The sequence below is a fragment of the Gordonia oleivorans genome, assembly GCF_040044975.1.
Classification (GTDB): Bacteria; Actinomycetota; Actinomycetes; order Mycobacteriales; family Mycobacteriaceae; genus Gordonia; species Gordonia oleivorans.
The window spans coordinates 263,873-280,279 of record NZ_JBDZDI010000001.1 but is presented as its reverse complement, the minus strand read 5'-3'; the positions used below and the strand labels follow the sequence as shown (position 1 = coordinate 280,279).

Below are 16,407 nucleotides of genomic sequence, written 5' to 3'. Positions count from 1 at the left end.
CGGGTCTCACACGCGGTTGGGCAGACACTCTCCCGGCCGTCGTGATCTCATGTCGGATGACGTTGCCGACGTGGCGTCGTGACATGTGGTCGGAAAGAAGGTGTCGGGGTGTTACGACTGCGGATTGTGAGCATGGGCGCACTGGTGGTGGCCGCGGTGGTCTGCATCGTCGGGGCCGTGATCGGCTCCTGGGTGTGGATCATCCCGGCGGCGATCCTGACGCCGCTCGCCGCCCTCGGCATCTACGACCTGCTCCAGCGCAAGCACTCGATCCTGCGGAACTATCCGGTGCTCGGACACATGCGATTCCTGCTGGAGATGCTGCGTCCGGAGATCCAGCAGTACTTCATCGAGCGGAACTTCGACGGCCGCCCCTACGATCGTGACGTCCGCTCCCTGATCTACGAGCGGGCCAAGGGCACCGCGTCGGAATTGTCCTTCGGCACCGAACGCGACATCGACGCCGAGGGTTACGAATACCTCGTCCACTCGGCCGCACCGCTGATGGCGCCGCCCGAGCCGTTCCGGGTGCGGATCGGCGGACCCGACTGCACCCGCCCGTACGACATGTCGCTGCTCAATGTCTCGGCGATGAGTTTCGGTGCGCTGTCGTCGAACGCGTTGCGGGCGCTGAACGAGGGGGCCCGGAAGGGCGGTTTCGCCCACGACACCGGCGAGGGCGGGCTGACGCCGTATCACCTGACCGGTGCCGACGTCATCTGGGAGATCGGCTCGGGCTACTACGGAACCCGCACCGCCGACGGACATTTCGATCCGGACACCTTCGCCGAGAAAGCCGCCACCGAACAGGTCAAGGCGATCCTGGTGAAGCTGAGTCAGGGCGCGAAGCCGGGCATCGGTGGCGTGCTGCCCGGGTCGAAGGTCACCGAGGAGATCGCGCGGTATCGAGGTGTGCCGGTGGGGCGCAAGTGTGTGAGCCCGCCCGCGCATTCGGCGTTCTCCACCCCGCGGGAACTCATCACCTTCATCGGGCGGCTGCGGGAACTGGCCGACGGGAAACCGGTGGGGTTCAAGCTGTGTGTGGGTTCCCGGGTGGATGTGCTGGCGATGTGCAAGGCGATGGTGGAGGAGCAGATCACCCCGGATTTCATCGTCATCGACGGTGCCGAGGGAGGTACCGCGGCGGCGCCGCTGGAATTCGAGGATCACGTCGGTCTGCCCCTGACCGACGGACTGATGACGATGCACAACGCCCTGGTCGGATGTGGTCTGCGGGACCGGATCCGGATCGGGGCGAGCGCCAAGGTGGCCTCCGGCAACGACATCGTCAAACGCCTCATCCAGGGCGCCGATTTCACCAACGCCGCACGCGCGATGATGATGGCGGTCGGCTGCATCCAGTCGCAGCGCTGCCACACCAATCAGTGCCCGGTGGGAGTGGCCACCCAGGACCCGCGGCGGGCGCGGGCGCTGGATGTGGCCGACAAGAGCGAACGCGTCTACCGCTATCACAAGGCGACGGTGGCGCAGGCGATGCGGCTGATGGGTTCGATGGGTATCGACGATCCGGCCCGCCTCGGCCCGCACCTGCTGCGCAAACGGCTCTCGACCACTGAACAGCGGTCCTACGCCGAGATCTACGAGTGGCTCGACGACGGTGTGCTGCTGTGTGATCCGCCGGAATCGTGGGTGGAGGACTTCTCCCGCGCTGATCCGGATTCGTTCCGGCCGGTCGGCTGATCGGGGCCGGTACATCCCGGTCAGGTCCCGACGGCGCGCGGGTCAGTCGTCGAAATCGTCCTCGTCGTCGTCACCATCGTCATCGCCGTCGTTGAGCACTGCCTCGATGCGGTCGCGGGCACCCGCGAGGTGTGCCTCGCAGCGGTCGGCGAGCGCCTCACCGCGTTCCCACAGGGCCAGTGACGCATCGAGATCGAGGCCGCCGCGTTCCAGGGTGGTCACCACCTCCACCAGTTCGTCGCGGGCCTGCTCGTAGCCGAGTTGTTCGACCGGGACGTCGGTGGGCTGGGCTGGATCTTTCGGGGCTGAATCTTTCTGCGATGAATCTTTCTGGCTCCGTTGCGGACTCACTGATCGGGCTCCTGATGATCGGGATGTGCGGGCTGATCGACGTGCGCGTGCAGGGAACCGTCGGCGACGCGGATGCGCAGCGCGGTCCCGGCGCCGACGCCGTCGACGGAGTCGAGGACCTGCGGCGGATCGACGTCGGTGCGTTGCACGACGGCATAGCCGCGGGCGAGGGTCTGGGCCGGCCCGAGGGTGGCCAGCCGCGCGGCGAGGGCCTCGGTGCGGCGCTCCTGGGTGTCGATGAGGCGCAGCACATCACGCCGGATGTCGGAGCGGGCCCGCTCGACGCCCTCGACGTGCCGGTCGATCATCGAGAACGGATCGGCGAGAACGGGTCTCGCGCGCAGGCCGGCGATCACCCGATCCTCCCGGTGCACCCAGTTGCGCAGGGCGTGCGCACTGCGTCGCCGCAGCGCGGTGATGCCGACCAGTTCGGCCTCGACGTCGGGGACCACACGTTTGGCGGCGTCGGTCGGGGTGGCCGCGCGCAGGTCGGCGACGAGATCGAGCAGCGGCGTGTCGGGTTCGTGGCCGATGGCGCTGACCACCGGGGTGGTGCAGGCGGCCACCGCGCGCAGCAGGGTCTCGTCGGAGAACGGCAACAGGTCTTCGACGCTGCCGCCGCCGCGGGCGATGATGATGACGTCGATGTCGGGGTGTGCGTCGAGGTCGTTGAGGTGGGCGATGATCCGCGTTACCGCCGTCGGCCCCTGGACCGGGGCGTCCCGCACGTCGAAACGCACTGCCGCCCAACGGGTTGACGCGACCGTGACCACGTCGTGCTGCGCGGCGCTCGCCCGCCCGGAGATCAGGCCGATGGTGCGGGGCAGGAAGGGCAGCCGGCGTTTCATCCGGGTGTCGAACAGGCCCTCGGCGGCCAGGAGCTGCCGCAGCCGTTCGATCCGCAGCAACAGTTGCCCGATGCCGATGGGGCGAATGTCGCTGACCCGCAACGAGATCGTACCGCGGCCGGTGTAGTAGCTGGGGCGTCCGAGCATCACCACGTGCGCGCCCTCGGTCAGCGGCACCTCGGAGCGGGCGAGCAGATCGGGGCTGCAGGTCACCGAGATGGAGATGTCGGCGGCCGGATCCCGCAGTGTCAGAAAGGATGTGCGGGTGCCCGGGCGTCGGCTGATCTGGGTGATCTGGCCTTCCACCCAGATCTGGCCGAGACGATGCACCCAGTCGGCGATCTTGGTGTTGACGGTGCGGACCGGCCAGGGATTGTCGGCGGTGTTGGCCCCGGCGGTCACGGTGTCCCCGGTGCGACGGTCACAGCCCCCGGAAAGGTGACGCGCCCCGTCACGAGGAGGTGGAGCGCTTGTTCTCGGCGGCGGTGATCCGGTTGTCGATCATCGTGATGAACGGTGCGCGGTTGCGGGTGCTCTTCTCATACGCCAGAAGCGCGGTGAGGTCGTCGACGCTGACGGTGCGCAGCTTGGCGCGCAGCTGGGCGAGGGTGAGGGTGTCGTAGTCGGTGTACTCGACGACTTCGGGCACATCGCCGGATGCCGGCGACTCGGCGTCCGCCTCGGAGGCGGACTCGTGGGCCGAGTCGATGACGTCCTGGGGCGCGGAGCTGTAGAGCGCGAACCGGCCGGCGTCGGCGCGGGGCGCCTCGGATTCGGGCGCCGGGGCCGGCGCGGATGCCTTCTTGGTCGGCGTTTTCTTCGCCGGGGCCTTCTTGGCCGGGGTCCTTGGCTCAGGGGCCTTGGTGGCGGGTGCCTTCTTCGCGGCCGCCTTCTTCGCCGGAGCCGGTGTGGCCGCCGCCGGCGTCGCCTCGTCGGTGGTGCCGCCCTTGCGCCCGGACTCGATCGGCACGACCGATTCGGTGACGTCGATCTCGTCGTCGTCGAAGCGCGCCCACGACGGTTGCTCGTCGGGATGGTCGAAGAGGAACTCGAGCGCGGTGTCACCCTTGATGGCGAGTTCGGCGATGCCCTGCTGTGCGCGCATCGCGAACTGCAGGGTTTCGCTGACCGCGGTCATCGGCAGGGTGACGAGCAGAGTGGGGAGCTTGCGCGTCTCCTCGATCGCGGTGACGACGAGACCTGCGGCGATACGGGCCGGATAAGGTGCGCGAACCATGGGTTCACTCTGCCATCTTCGCTCGTGGCGGCCAACACGTACCCTGGGAGTCATGTCTGAACCCAAGCGCGTCCTGCTCGCCGAACCGCGGGGGTACTGTGCCGGCGTCGACCGGGCCGTGGAGACCGTCGAGCGTGCCCTCGACAAACACGGGGCTCCCGTCTACGTCCGCAAGGAGATCGTGCACAACCGGCACGTCGTCGACACGCTGGCCGAACGCGGTGCGATCTTCGTCGGGGAGACCGACGAGGTGCCCGAGGGGGCGATCGTCGTGTTCTCCGCGCACGGTGTGTCCCCGGAGGTCCACCGCACCGCCGCGGTGCGCAACCTGAAGACCATCGACGCGACATGTCCGCTGGTCACCAAGGTGCACCAGGAGGCCAAGCGATTCGCCCGCGACGATTACGACATCCTGCTCATCGGCCACGAGGGCCACGAGGAGGTCGAGGGCACCGCCGGTGAGGCACCCGAGCACATCCAGCTCGTCGACGGCCCCGACGCGGTGGACAAGGTGACCGTGCGTGACGAGTCCAAGGTGATCTGGCTGTCGCAGACCACGCTGTCGGTCGACGAGACGATGGAAACCGTCCGGCGCCTGCGCGAACGTTTCCCGGAACTCAACGACCCGCCGAGCGACGACATCTGTTACGCCACCCAGAACCGGCAGGTCGCGGTGAAGGCGATGGCCCCGCAGTGCGACCTGGTGATCGTCGTCGGGTCGAAGAACTCGTCGAACTCGGTGCGTCTGGTGGAGGTGGCCCTGCAGAACGGGGCGGCCGCGTCGTATCTGGTCGATTACGCCCGCGAGATCGACCCGTCGTGGCTCGAGGGCGTCAGCACCGTCGGCATCACCTCCGGCGCGTCGGTCCCCGAGGTGCTGGTGCGCGGCGTCATCGACTTCCTCTCCGAGTACGGATTCGACTCGGTGGAGAAGGTCACCACCGCCGAGGAGACGCTGACCTTCGCGTTGCCGCGGGAGCTGCGGCCGGCGCGGACGGCGCGCTGACCTCCCTGACCTCCTCGGCCATCTGCATGCCCAACTCCCACCTGCACGCAATGCATTCCGTGCAGGTGGGAGTTGCGCGCGCAGCTTCCGGAGCCGACCGCTCAGTACTCGTCGGGTTCGAGTCGGCGGACCCGACGATGCGGTAACGACAGCGCGAGCACCACGATCACCAGTGTCACCGCCACCGCCACGCCGATCAGGGCGACGTTGCGGGCGGTGTGGTCGACGACCGGCGGGGCTGCCGGGGCGGCGATCGGCGCCGACGTGGCCGGCTCGACCGCGGGACCGAGTTCGGCGGTCAGGGCCGCCACCGGATCGATGACGCCGTAACCGATGGCCTGGTCGTGCCCGGTCCCGGGCGCGTGGGCCGTGGCGATGATGCGGTCCATCACCTGTCCCGCCGACAGTTGCGGGTAGCGGGCGCGGATCAGCGCGGCGGTCCCGGCGACGTAGGGCGCGGCAAAGCTGGTGCCCAGCACCGGAACCGGGCCGGAGTCGCTGCGCAGGGCATTCACCAGCGCGGAACTGCGCGGGGTGCTGTCGAGGCTGACGATGTCGGTCCCCGGGGCGGCGACGTCGACCCACGGGCCGTGCAGGCTGAAGGAACTCGGGGCACCCGAACCGGCATCGACCGCACCGACGGTGAGCACATACGGGGAGAACCAGGCGGGGCTGGCGACGGTCACCACCGAACCCCAGCCCGCGGTGTCGGCGGGATCGGGTGCCGGATTCTGTTGTGCGCAGGCCGATCCCTGTGACAGATTGCCAGCGGCGACGACCACCACCACATTGCGTTCATAGGCGTGGCGGACGGCCGCGCCCAGCGCTCGATCGGCGGGACGGTCGCCGGCGGACGAACAGGCCACCTCGGAGATGTTGATGACCGTGGCACCGAGATCGACGGCCCGGACAACCGCGTTCGCCAGTGTCGACACGGACCCGTAGCCGCCGCCGACCGCGGGATCGGAATCCTCCCGCCGGCGGTCGGCGGCGTCGAACGCCGCGCTCGACTGCCGGATCGAGATGATCGAGGCATCGGGCGCGACCCCGACGAAGGCATCGTCGGATGACGGTGCGGCGCCGATGATCCCGGCGACCAGTGTCCCGTGCGCGTCGCAGTCGGACAGGCCGTCGCCGGCCGAGACGTAGTCGCCACCACCGCGGAGCCGGGGCAGGCGCGGGTGCGGTGACACACCCGTGTCGATGACCGCGACGCGCTGCCCGGCGCCCCGGGAGAACCGCCACGCGTCATCGAGATTCATCATCCGCTGCGCGGGCGGGACCCGGGTGGGGGACGGTGCGGTGAGGGGCCGCGCGCACAGGGTCCGCTGTTCGGTGCGTTCCGGCGGTGCCACCGGCGCCGAACGCACGAGTGCGCCCGTGTCGATGACCGGCGGTGTCAGGGCGGACGCAGGCGCCGCGCCGCCCAGTGCGACGATCACCGCGGTGAGCGCTGCGGCCAGGACACGCCGGGCACCCGACGCGGTGTCCGAGGTCATCTCACAGATTCCGGACGGTCTGATACAGGTCGAGAATCCATGCCAGCAGCGGCACGATCACGGCGATCAGCGCGTACTCCGTCAGCTCCGCCAGCCGACGCATCACCGGCGAAAACGCATGTCGCGGAGCCACAACCCCGCCGATCATGGCGGCGATCATGGCGAGGACACCCACGGCGAAACCGGCGAGCGGCCACATCCCCGGGCCCAGCGCCCACGACGCGACGATCGCGGCCAGCGTCAGACACCCGCCGGTGACCAGGGTGGCGGCCTGCGCCAGATCGGAGTGCGACCGCCCGCGCAGGCACAGCACGACGGCGACGATCATCGCCAACGACATCGACCGCCAGTCGATTCCGGCCCACGGGGTGGCCGTCACAACGGCGGCGACCGCCGTGATCACCGTCGATCCGGCGACGATCCCGGTGAGGTAGGCGTTCGCCAGGTAAGAACGACGTTCCAGTGCATCGGTTTTGGGTAGGGCGATGGCGCCGATCGCGCCGATCCCCTCGATGGTCGGGGGTGGCTCCGCGTCGTCGATGTCGATGGGTGCCCCGGCCGTCGGCACGGGCGGAAGCGGCAGTTTGGCGAGCACGATGGTCAGCCGTGGCGCCAGGCCGATCACCACCAGGCCGACCACCGCGGTCACCGCCGCCACGTCACCACCGGGCGCGGTCAGGAGAAGATCGGCGACACAGGCGCAACCACCCAGGATCGATGCCGTGATGACCGCGCTGTGGATCACCGGCCCGGCCGCCGAACACCGATAGGAGATCACCGCACACACCAGTGCGCTCGCGAACCCCAGGCTCACTCCGGCGGAGCCGAAAGTGCCGGGCACGCCCAGCATCCCGGCCGCGAATGCGGGCGGGATCGCGGCCGCCGACAACGCCGCGGCGGTGGCTCCGTCACGACGATGACGCGCCACGATCGTCGACGCGGTGATCAGTGCGACGGCGGCGAGCGCGGCCGGGATCGCCGGCCACCAGTCACTGTGCTGGGCACGCATGCCGCACAGGCTCACCGCGGCGACCAACGACGCGAGGATCGTCGCGGAGAAACCGAGAATCCGGGCGGCACGTGCAGACCAGTTGGCGAAATGCGACTCGTTGAGCCGCGCGACCGCGTCGACGACGTCGTCGTAGAGGACCGGTGCCTCGCCGGTACGCAGCCGGGAGATCACCAGCAGGTCGCCGTGGCGGACCCCGCACTCCGCCAGCGACCGCTCGAGGGGCAGTGGGTGTCGGCCGATGTGCGACAGGGTCCACCGGTGACGGTGATCGTCGGGTCGCGAACCCTCCGACGCCGCATCGCCATCCGGGTCATCGCTCCGGCTGCGCCGGGGACTGCGGGATTCGACGTGGGCGATGAGATCGGTCATCAGCGCGGCGATGGGCACACCGGCCGGGAGTGCCACGTCCATCTGGGTGTTGCCACCGAGCACCGACACCCGCACCATCGTGGGCTCGACTGTGGGGGTATCCGCCGACGGCGCGGAATCCGGCGGTATCGATGTGACCGGGTGCCCCGTTGACCGTGTATCCACAAGTGACATCTACCGTTACCTCCCCGCTGGTTCGCAGTTACCATAACCGGACATCACGGTCCGGGTGACCCGGGCCACTGCCGGCGGTGGATAACCCGACCCGTCACGACGGCGCGGAGATGGTCGGCACGGGTGGACTGACGAGGGGGAGTTGGTTGGTGCTCACGGACGGCTTCGTGCGGCGACCGCGTATCACGCCGCCCCGCATGCCCGGTGGTGAACTCAACATCGCGCAACCACCGGACGTGCCCCGCGTGGTGCCCGGCAATCTGCTGGTCAAGCTGTTGCCGGTGGTCATGATCGTTGCGGTGGTGGGCATGGTCGGACTGATGTTCGCGACCGGTGGACGCAATATCCTCTCCAACCCCCTGTTCATGATGTTCCCGCTGATGATGCTGATGTCGATGTTCGGGATGTTCGCGGCCGGCGGACGTGGCGGTGGGAAGAAGGCGGCCGAACTCAACGAGGAACGCAAGGACTACTTCCGGTATCTGGCGCAACTGCGGGGCCAGGTCGACGAGACCGCCCGGGCCCAGCGCGTGGCGTTGTCCTGGAGCCATCCCGACCCGCGGTCGCTGGCCGAGGTCATCGGTGGCCGGCGGATGTGGGAGCGGCGTCCCACCGACAGCGACTTCGCCCACGTCCGTGTCGGTGTCGGCACGCAACGGTTGGCGACGCGACTGGTCCCGCCGGAGACCGGGCCGCTCGAGGACATCGAACCGGTGTCGATGGTGGCGTTGCGCCGGTTCGTCCGTACCCATTCGGCGGTCCACCGGCTGCCGACGGCGGTGTCGCTGCGGGGTTTCCCGGCCCTCAACATCGAGGGCGTCCGGCAGGAGACCCGGGACCTGGTGCGGGCCATGGTGATCGAACTGTGTGTCTTCCACGGTCCGGATCACCTGCGGGTGGCCGTGGTCACCGCCGATCCGGTCGGAGAGGCGTGGGATTGGGCCAAATGGCTCCCGCACGTGGGTCATCCGCGTCTGGCCGACGCCATCGGTCCGATGCGGATGATCTTCCCGAGCCTGGGCGATCTGGAGCTCGCGCTGGCCACCGAACTGTCCGAGCGTGGCCGGTTCAGCCGCTCGGCCCCACCCACCCCGGGCCGGCCCCACCTCGTGGTCATCATCGACGACGGTCTCATCGAGGGTGGCGAACGGCTGATCAACGACGCCGGCATGGAAGGTGTCACCGTCGTCGATCTCACGGCGCCCGCCGACGGGCTGGCCGCCAGACGTGGTCTGTCCCTGGTGGTTCGAGATGACACGGTGTCCGCGCGGAGCGCATTCGGCGTCGAGGAGTTCGCCACGAGGGACGGCGTGTCGATCGCCGAGTGTGAGGCCATGGCCCGACGTCTGGCACGCTACCGCCTCGCGTCGGCGGCCAGCATCGCCAGCCTCGACGCGGAGGCCACCGCCGTCGATCCGGGTCTGCCCGCGCTGCTCGGCATCGACGATGTGTCGCGATTCGATCCGGCGTCGGGTTGGCGCGGCCGATCCGGACGGGAACGACTACGGGTGCCCATCGGCTACACCCCGAACGGCTCGACCGTCGAACTCGACATCAAGGAGAGCGCCCACGGCGGTACCGGACCGCACGGCCTGTGCATCGGAGCGACGGGCTCGGGGAAATCGGAGTTCCTGCGGACACTCGTCGTGGCCCTGCTGGCCACCCACTCACCCGCCGAACTCAATCTCGTTCTCGTCGACTTCAAGGGTGGCGCAACCTTTCTGGGACTCGAGCGAAGCCCGCACGTGGCGGCGATCATCACCAACCTGGAGCAGGAACTGGCGATGGTCGACCGGATGAAGGATGCCCTCTCGGGGGAGATGAACCGCAGGCAGGAGGTGCTGCGCTCGGCGGGAAATTTCGCCAACGTCACCGAGTACGAACAGGCCCGGCTGGCCGGGGCACCCCTCCAACCGCTTCCCGCGTTGTTCATCGTCGTCGACGAGTTCTCCGAATTGCTCTCTCAGAAACCGGATTTCGCCGAACTGTTCGTCGCGATCGGCCGTCTGGGACGGTCCCTGCACATCCATCTGCTGCTGGCCTCGCAACGGTTGGAGGAGGGGAAACTCCGTGGGCTCGATTCGCACCTGTCGTATCGGATCGGACTGAAGACCTTCTCGGCCAACGAGTCACGATCGGTGCTCGGCGTTCCGGACGCCTATCATCTGCCCAGCGTGCCCGGTTCGGCATATCTCAAGGCCGACTCCGGTGAACCCGTCCGCTTCAACACCTCCTATGTGTCGGGTCCGTATCACCCGCCGGTGCACGGCTCGCCCGACGAGTTCGGTGCGGCCGAGGCACGGGGTCCCCGCGCCCGCATGAAGGTCTTCACCGCGCTACCCGTGCCCTTCGATGGGCCGCCGCCACCCGAGAGCGCGCCGGTGGTGGGTTCGGTCCTCGACAATGCGGCCGCGTTGCTCGAGGAGACCCCACCGGCGACGTCGATGCCCGATCCCCCCGAGCCGGGTGCCGGAGGTCCGAATCCTGCTGCGCAGCACGGTGGTTCGGTGACGGTGCCCACGCTGCTGCAGACGCTGGTGGGGCGTATCGTCGGATACGGTCCGCCGGCTCACGAGGTCTGGCTGCCGCCCCTGGACTCCTCGCCCACCGTGGACGCACTCGTCGGCGACCGCGACTACTCCGCGCCCGCACCGCCGGGCGCGCTGCGGGTGCCGATCGGCATCATCGACCGACCCTTCGATCAGCGGCGGGACGTGCACGTCCTGGATCTGTCCGCGGCCGCAGGCAATGTCGCGATCGTGGGTGGACCGCAGTCGGGCAAGTCGACGGCACTGCGCACGCTGATCGTGGCCGCGGCGGCCACGCACACACCCGAGCAGGTGCAGTTCTACTGCCTCGATTTCGGTGGCGGTTCGCTCGCCGGGGTGGCGGGGCTCCCGCACGTCGGGTCGGTGGCCACGCGCGCCGACATGGATGCGGTGCGTCGCACCGTCGCCGAGGTGGCCGCGGTCATCCGGGCCCGCGAATTGCGTTTCGCGCGGGCCGGTCTGGAGTCGATGCAGGATTATCGACAGCGCCGGGCCGCCTGGGCGGGCACCGGACGGACCGACCCCGACGATCCGCTCGCCGACGACCCGCACGGCGACGTCTTCCTGGTGCTCGACGGTGTCGGCGTGCTGCGCGGCGAGATGGAATTCCTCGAGGAGCAGATCTCCATGATCGCCGCGCAGGGGCTGTCCTACGGTGTCCACCTGGTGATCACGGCCACCCGGTGGGCCGAGGTCCGACCGGCGATGCGTGACCTCATCGGAAGCCGTGTCGAACTACGTCTCGGCGACGCCATGGATTCCGAGGTCGGGCGCCGGGCCGCCTCACTTGTTCCGCACAACCGCCCGGGCCGCGGACTGAGCCCGGACGAGATGCACCTGCTGGTGGCGCTGCCGCGGCTCGACGGCGACCCTACGCCCACGTCGCTCCCGGTCGGTGCGCAGATGGCGGTCGACGCCATCTCGCTGGCCTACGGCGACCGTCGGGCGATGCGGGTACGCACGCTGGGCACCGAGATCGCGATGTCCCACGTTGCCGAACGCGTCACGGCCGAACGGGGACCACTGCCGGTCACCCAGGTCGCCATCGGCCTCGGCGAACTCGAATTGGCGCCGGTGATACTGGATTTCGCCGCGCAGCCGCACTTCATGGCGTTTGCCGACGTCGAGCACGGCAAGACGACGCTGCTGAGAACCATTGTCGCCGGCCTGGTTTCGGGGTCGACGCCCGAACAGGTGAAGATCGTGCTGGTCGACTACCGGCGGACGATGCTCGGCCTGATCTCCGGTGACCATCTCGCCGGCTACGCCAGCTCCAACGACAACGCCACGGCCATGATGCGCCAACTGGCCGGCTACTTCACCCAACGCCTTCCACCCGAGGACATCACGGTGGATGCGCTCAAGGACCGCAGCTGGTGGTCGGGCCCGGACGTCTACGTCATCGTCGACGACTACGACATGGTCGCGACGTCGTCGGCGAATCCGATGCTGCCCCTGCTGGATCTGGCCTCGCACGCCCGTGACATCGGGATGCACATCGTTCTCGCACGCCGATCCGGCGGCCTGGGGCGGGCGATGTTCGACCCGGTGATCGCCCGGCTGCGCGACCTGTCCTGCGACATGTTGCTGATGAGCGGTGACCGGGACGAGGGCTACATCACCGGACGCTCGCGATTGCAGCGACTCGTTCCCGGGCGCGGTGAACTGATCTCACGCAGCCGGCCGGCGGAGATGATCCAGGTCGGCATCTCCGATCAGGTGTCCTCGTGACCGCGACGACGGCGCCACCGCGAGCCCACCCGCCGGCGCCGGTGGTGTCCCGGCGGGCGACCGTCATCGACCTCGCCTACGGGCAGGTGGTCCTCGGCGATGCGGGGGCGGGCCCGGATGTGTCCGCGCTGCTCAACGCCATCGACGCCGACACGATCGTCGTCGATGGTGTCGCCGCGCCGGCACCGGCGCGGTGGGCGGCGGTGTTCGCGGCGATCGCCGAGTCGGTCGGATGGACTCCGCTGATCCTCACCCACCCCAGCACCTGGGGATCGGTGCGCACCGGGGTGCTGCGCCGCGCCGCGGCGATGGTGCCGACCGACATCGACGTGCTGCCCCGCGCGGTGCAGATCGCCCGCACCCATGCCGACGTCACCGTCTCGCGGTGCGCGGTCGTGGAGACGACCGCCCTTCCCGACCATGACGACGGCCGCCGCTCTCCCCGGTGGGACGTGCAGCGGTTGCGCCGCATCCCGACCGGGTGGGAGATCGAGGCGAGTGGCATCCTGCGCGCGGTCGGCGACGCGACCGATTCCGCCGCGGTCCAGGCGGTGATCGACGACGGCGTCGAAGCCGTGTTCGTCGACGGGGTCACCGCCGCCGAGGTGACCCGAGCCGTCGACACCATCACCGAACACACCGTCGCCGGTCGGGTGGTGCGGGTCGACCGGCGCCTGGTCACCCGGGCGCCGTCGACGGCCGGCTCGGCGGGATCCGCCGCTACCGACCCGGCCTGGGCCGACGCCGCGGCGGAGGCGATGCCGAGTACCTCGCGCGCCGGTCGACGGCGGTGGGCCTGGGCCGCCGCGGCGATGGCCGCGGTGATCGTCGTCGCGATCGCCGGGCTGGTGGGGATCGTCCAGACCGACGAATCACCACCGCCCACACCGCTGGCCGTCACGGTGGGCCGCACGTCGATGCTGATCCCACCCGCCTGGCACCGCGACGACCCGCCGGCACCGGGCTCGGCGCCGGCGTCACCGGCGACCCGGTCACCGTCCCAGTCACGCACCGTCTTCGTCGCTCCCGACGACGGCGCCCGGCTCATCCTCGTGCAATCGCCGATCCGCGCCGGATCGACACCGGCGTCGGTGGGCGTGAGCATGGGTAACCGGATCGGACAGCGCGGCGACGACGTGGTCAGCGAGTTTTCGCCCTCGACCCGATTCGCCGGCCGGGATGTGATCAGCTACCGCGAGGCACCGGCGTCCGGCGCACCGATCCGCTGGTACGTCCTGGTCGAACACGATCTCCAGGTCAGCATCGGATGTCAGGCCGGAACCGGCGGCCAATCGGTGGACGGGCCGTGCGTGCAGGCGGTCGAATCGGCCCGGATCGCCGCCCGATAGTCCCCGCCTCTGGTGCCCTTACCGGCCAGCTCAGACAGCGTTTTGACCCCGATGGGGCCGCTCCCGTACTCTGGATCGCTGGTGCGTGGCACCCTCATGCCGTCGTGGTGTGCGGGTAGTCGAGGCCCGGGTCCCCACTGGTCGCCGGAACAACCTCTGCCATCGTGCCTGACCAGCACCGATCACAGACAAGTTGAGGACCAACTGTGCCTACCTACACCCCGAAGGCCGGTGACATCACACGCACGTGGCATGTCATCGACGCCACCGACGTGGTGCTCGGCCGGCTGGCCGTGCAGAGCGCGAACCTGCTCCGCGGCAAGCACAAGCCGACCTACGCCCCGCATGTCGACGGTGGCGATTTCGTCGTCATCATCAATGCCGACAAGGTCGCCCTGACCAGCAACAAGGCCGAGCGCAAGCTGAACTACCGGCACTCCGGGCATCCGGGTGGCCTGAAGGTCCAGACGACCGCCGAGCTGCTCGAGTCCAACCCCGAGCGCGTGGTCGAGAAGGCCATCAAGGGCATGCTGCCGCACACCAAGCTGGGACGCGCCATGGCGTCGAAGCTCAAGGTGTACGCCGGCCCGAATCACCCCCACGCCGCGCAGCGGCCCGTCCCCTTCGAGATCAAGCAGGTGGCCCAGTGACCAACGAGAACATTTCCGACGAGGCCGTCGAGGCCGCCGTGGAGAATGCCGCCGAGGCCCAGGCCGCTGCCGGTGACGACACCGCTGCCGCCGAGACCGCCGTCGAGCAGGCCGTCGAGGCCGTCGAAGAGGTCGAGGCCGCTTCCGACGACTACGACGCCGACGCCGATGTCGTCGCCGAGCCGGCCGTGGATCGTGCGCCGGTCGTCATCGACCGCCCGATCCAGACCGTCGGCCGCCGCAAGGAGGCCGTGGTGCGGGTGCGTCTGGTTCCGGGTTCGGGCCAGTTCACCCTCAACGGCCGCACCATCGAGGAGTACTTCCCGAACAAGGTGCACCAGCAGCTGATCAAGGCCCCGCTGGTCACCGTCGAGCGCACCGAGTCGTTCGACATCTACGCCAAGCTCGTCGGTGGCGGCCCCTCGGGCCAGGCCGGTGCGCTGCGTCTGGCCATCGCCCGTGCCCTCATCGAGGTCACCCCGGAGGATCGCCCGGCCCTGAAGAAGGCCGGCTTCCTGACGCGTGACCCGCGTGCGGTCGAGCGCAAGAAGTACGGCCTGAAGAAGGCCCGCAAGGCGTCGCAGTACTCCAAGCGCTGACTTGGCACGCCTCTTCGGAACCGACGGCGTCCGAGGCCTGGCCAACGCCGAGCTCACCTCCGAGCTCGCGTTGCGCCTGGCCTCGGCCGCCGCGTTCGTTCTCGGTACCGGCCCACGCCCCCGCGCGGTGGTGGGTCGCGATCCCCGCGCCTCCAGCGAGATGCTCGAGGCCGCGGTCTGCGCGGGGCTGGCCGCCTCCGGCGTCGACGCGATCCGGGTGGGTGTGCTGCCCACCCCGGCGATCGCCTTCCTGACCGCCGACTACGGCGCCGCCTTCGGTGTGATGATCTCCGCATCGCACAACCCCATGCCCGACAACGGCATCAAGTTCTTCGGCGCCGGCGGACACAAACTCGACGACGAGATCGAGGACCGCATCGAGGCCGCGATGGACGGTGACCTGCCGCGCCCCACCGGCGCCGGCGTGGGCCGACTCTCCGACGCACCCGACGCGGAGGACCGCTACGCCCGTCACCTCGCCGCCGCGATCGATGTGCGACTCGACGCGCTGACCGTCGTCGTCGACTGCGCGCACGGCGCCGCCTCGCACGTCGCGCCGCACGTCTACGCCGCCGCGGGTGCCACGGTCATCCCGATCCACGCCGATCCCGACGGCATCAACATCAACGAGGACTGCGGCTCCACCCACATGGGCAAGCTGCAGGCCGCCGTCCTCGAACACGGCGCCGACCTCGGCCTGGCCCACGACGGTGACGCCGACCGCTGCCTGGCCGTCGACTCGACCGGCCAACTCGTCGACGGCGACCACATCATGGCGATCCTGGCGAGCGCCATGCATCGTCACGGGCGTCTGCGGGACGGTGTCCTCGTGGCCACCGTGATGAGCAACCTCGGACTGCATATCGCCATGCGCGAGGCCGGAATCTCGTTGCACACCACCGCCGTCGGCGATCGGTACGTGCTCTCCGAACTGCGCCGCGGTGACTACTCGCTCGGTGGCGAACAGTCCGGGCACATCGTCGTCCCCGGCTCCGGGACCACCGGCGACGGCATCCTCACCGGCCTGCTGCTGATGGCCGAAATGGTGGAGAGCGCCACACGTCTGGCCGATCTGGCCGGAGTCATGACGACGTTGCCGCAGGAGCTGATCAACGTCCGGGTGGCCGACAAACATGCGGTCGCCGTGGCGATCTCGGTGACCGAGGCGGTCACCGCGGCCGAGGCCGAGCTCGGCGATCAGGGCCGAATCCTGTTGCGGCCGTCGGGAACCGAACAACTCGTACGGGTGATGGTGGAAGCGCCGACCGCCGAGTTGGCGCACGCCATCGCCGCGCGCGTCGCCGACGTCGTCGCCACCGCGGGTGCCTGAGG

The 16,407-nt window shown here is 69.5% G+C and carries 12 protein-coding genes; 7 read left to right on the top strand and 5 right to left on the bottom strand.

All coding sequences use genetic code 11. The features are described 5' to 3' along the window. Positions 1–132 precede the first annotated feature (132 nt). On the top strand, positions 133–1,701 hold the full coding sequence (locus ABLE92_RS01210) for an FMN-binding glutamate synthase family protein (protein ID WP_348802682.1): 1,569 nt from the start codon (positions 133–135) through the stop codon (positions 1,699–1,701). A gap of 42 nt (positions 1,702–1,743) precedes the next feature. Here ABLE92_RS01210 and ABLE92_RS01205 read toward each other — a convergent pair whose 3' ends face one another. From ABLE92_RS01205 to ABLE92_RS01195, 3 genes are read right to left on the bottom strand one after another with little or no spacing between them, the layout of a single operon-like run. After that, a complete protein-coding gene (locus tag ABLE92_RS01205) occupies positions 1,744–2,052 on the bottom strand; it encodes an exodeoxyribonuclease VII small subunit (protein ID WP_348802681.1) in 309 nt (102 codons plus the stop codon). After that, positions 2,049–3,302 carry an exodeoxyribonuclease VII large subunit gene (xseA, locus tag ABLE92_RS01200; RefSeq protein ID WP_348802680.1) on the bottom strand — a complete coding sequence of 418 codons (1,254 nt, stop codon included), beginning with the start codon at positions 3,300–3,302 and terminating at the stop codon, positions 2,049–2,051. The genes ABLE92_RS01205 and xseA overlap by 4 nt, the downstream gene beginning before the upstream one ends. 49 nt (positions 3,303–3,351) lie before the next feature. Beyond that, positions 3,352–4,137, bottom strand: coding sequence for a lipid droplet-associated protein (locus ABLE92_RS01195; RefSeq protein WP_348802679.1), 786 nt, complete (start codon positions 4,135–4,137; stop codon positions 3,352–3,354). 52 nt (positions 4,138–4,189) lie between these two features. On the opposite strand from ABLE92_RS01195, the gene ABLE92_RS01190 reads away from it, so the two are divergent. Further along, positions 4,190–5,143, top strand: coding sequence for a 4-hydroxy-3-methylbut-2-enyl diphosphate reductase (locus tag ABLE92_RS01190; RefSeq protein WP_348802678.1), 954 nt, complete (start codon positions 4,190–4,192; stop codon positions 5,141–5,143). A 101-nt stretch (positions 5,144–5,244) separates the two neighbouring features. Here ABLE92_RS01190 and mycP read toward each other — a convergent pair whose 3' ends face one another. Together mycP and eccD are read right to left on the bottom strand one after the other, a co-directional pair. Beyond that, positions 5,245–6,642 (bottom strand): type VII secretion-associated serine protease mycosin, encoded by a 1,398-nt coding sequence (mycP, locus tag ABLE92_RS01185; RefSeq protein ID WP_348802677.1) that lies wholly within the window; start codon positions 6,640–6,642, stop codon positions 5,245–5,247. A gap of 1 nt (position 6,643) precedes the next feature. Next, positions 6,644–8,197 carry a type VII secretion integral membrane protein EccD gene (gene eccD, locus ABLE92_RS01180; RefSeq protein WP_425476167.1) on the bottom strand — a complete coding sequence of 518 codons (1,554 nt, stop codon included), beginning with the start codon at positions 8,195–8,197 and terminating at the stop codon, positions 6,644–6,646. A gap of 110 nt (positions 8,198–8,307) precedes the next feature. Here eccD and eccCa point away from each other — a divergent pair, with 110 nt between their 5' ends. The 5 genes from eccCa to glmM all read left to right on the top strand — a co-directional run bounded on the left by eccCa (position 8,308) and on the right by glmM (position 16,405). Beyond that, the gene (gene eccCa, locus ABLE92_RS01175; RefSeq protein ID WP_348803191.1) at positions 8,308–12,477 is read left to right on the top strand and encodes a type VII secretion protein EccCa; all 4,170 of its coding nucleotides are present in this window, start codon (positions 8,308–8,310) and stop codon (positions 12,475–12,477) included. Further along, on the top strand, positions 12,474–13,826 hold the full coding sequence (locus ABLE92_RS01170) for a type VII secretion-associated protein (RefSeq protein WP_348802676.1): 1,353 nt from the start codon (positions 12,474–12,476) through the stop codon (positions 13,824–13,826). The genes eccCa and ABLE92_RS01170 overlap by 4 nt, the downstream gene beginning before the upstream one ends. Before the next feature lie 206 nt (positions 13,827–14,032). Then, positions 14,033–14,476 carry a 50S ribosomal protein L13 gene (rplM, locus tag ABLE92_RS01165; protein WP_348802675.1) on the top strand — a complete coding sequence of 148 codons (444 nt, stop codon included), beginning with the start codon at positions 14,033–14,035 and terminating at the stop codon, positions 14,474–14,476. Beyond that, complete coding sequence (gene rpsI / locus ABLE92_RS01160) at positions 14,473–15,075, top strand: 30S ribosomal protein S9 (RefSeq protein ID WP_348802674.1); 603 nt, start codon at positions 14,473–14,475, stop codon at positions 15,073–15,075. Before rplM ends, rpsI begins: the two co-directional genes overlap by 4 nt. Position 15,076: 1 nt before the next feature. After that, positions 15,077–16,405: a phosphoglucosamine mutase gene (gene glmM, locus ABLE92_RS01155; protein ID WP_348802673.1), complete on the top strand. Its 1,329-nt coding sequence runs from the start codon at positions 15,077–15,079 to the stop codon at positions 16,403–16,405. Positions 16,406–16,407 lie beyond the last annotated feature (2 nt).

Coding starts and splice junctions, on each gene's coding strand:
- ABLE92_RS01210 (WP_348802682.1), top strand. CDS start 133: ATGGGCGCACTGGTGGTGGCCGCGGTGGTCTGCATCGTCGGGGCCGTG.
- ABLE92_RS01195 (WP_348802679.1), bottom strand. CDS start 4,137: ATGGTTCGCGCACCTTATCCGGCCCGTATCGCCGCAGGTCTCGTCGTC.
- ABLE92_RS01190 (WP_348802678.1), top strand. CDS start 4,190: ATGTCTGAACCCAAGCGCGTCCTGCTCGCCGAACCGCGGGGGTACTGT.
- mycP (WP_348802677.1), bottom strand. CDS start 6,642: ATGACCTCGGACACCGCGTCGGGTGCCCGGCGTGTCCTGGCCGCAGCG.
- eccD (WP_425476167.1), bottom strand. CDS start 8,197: ATGTCACTTGTGGATACACGGTCAACGGGGCACCCGGTCACATCGATA.
- eccCa (WP_348803191.1), top strand. CDS start 8,308: ATGGTCGGCACGGGTGGACTGACGAGGGGGAGTTGGTTGGTGCTCACG.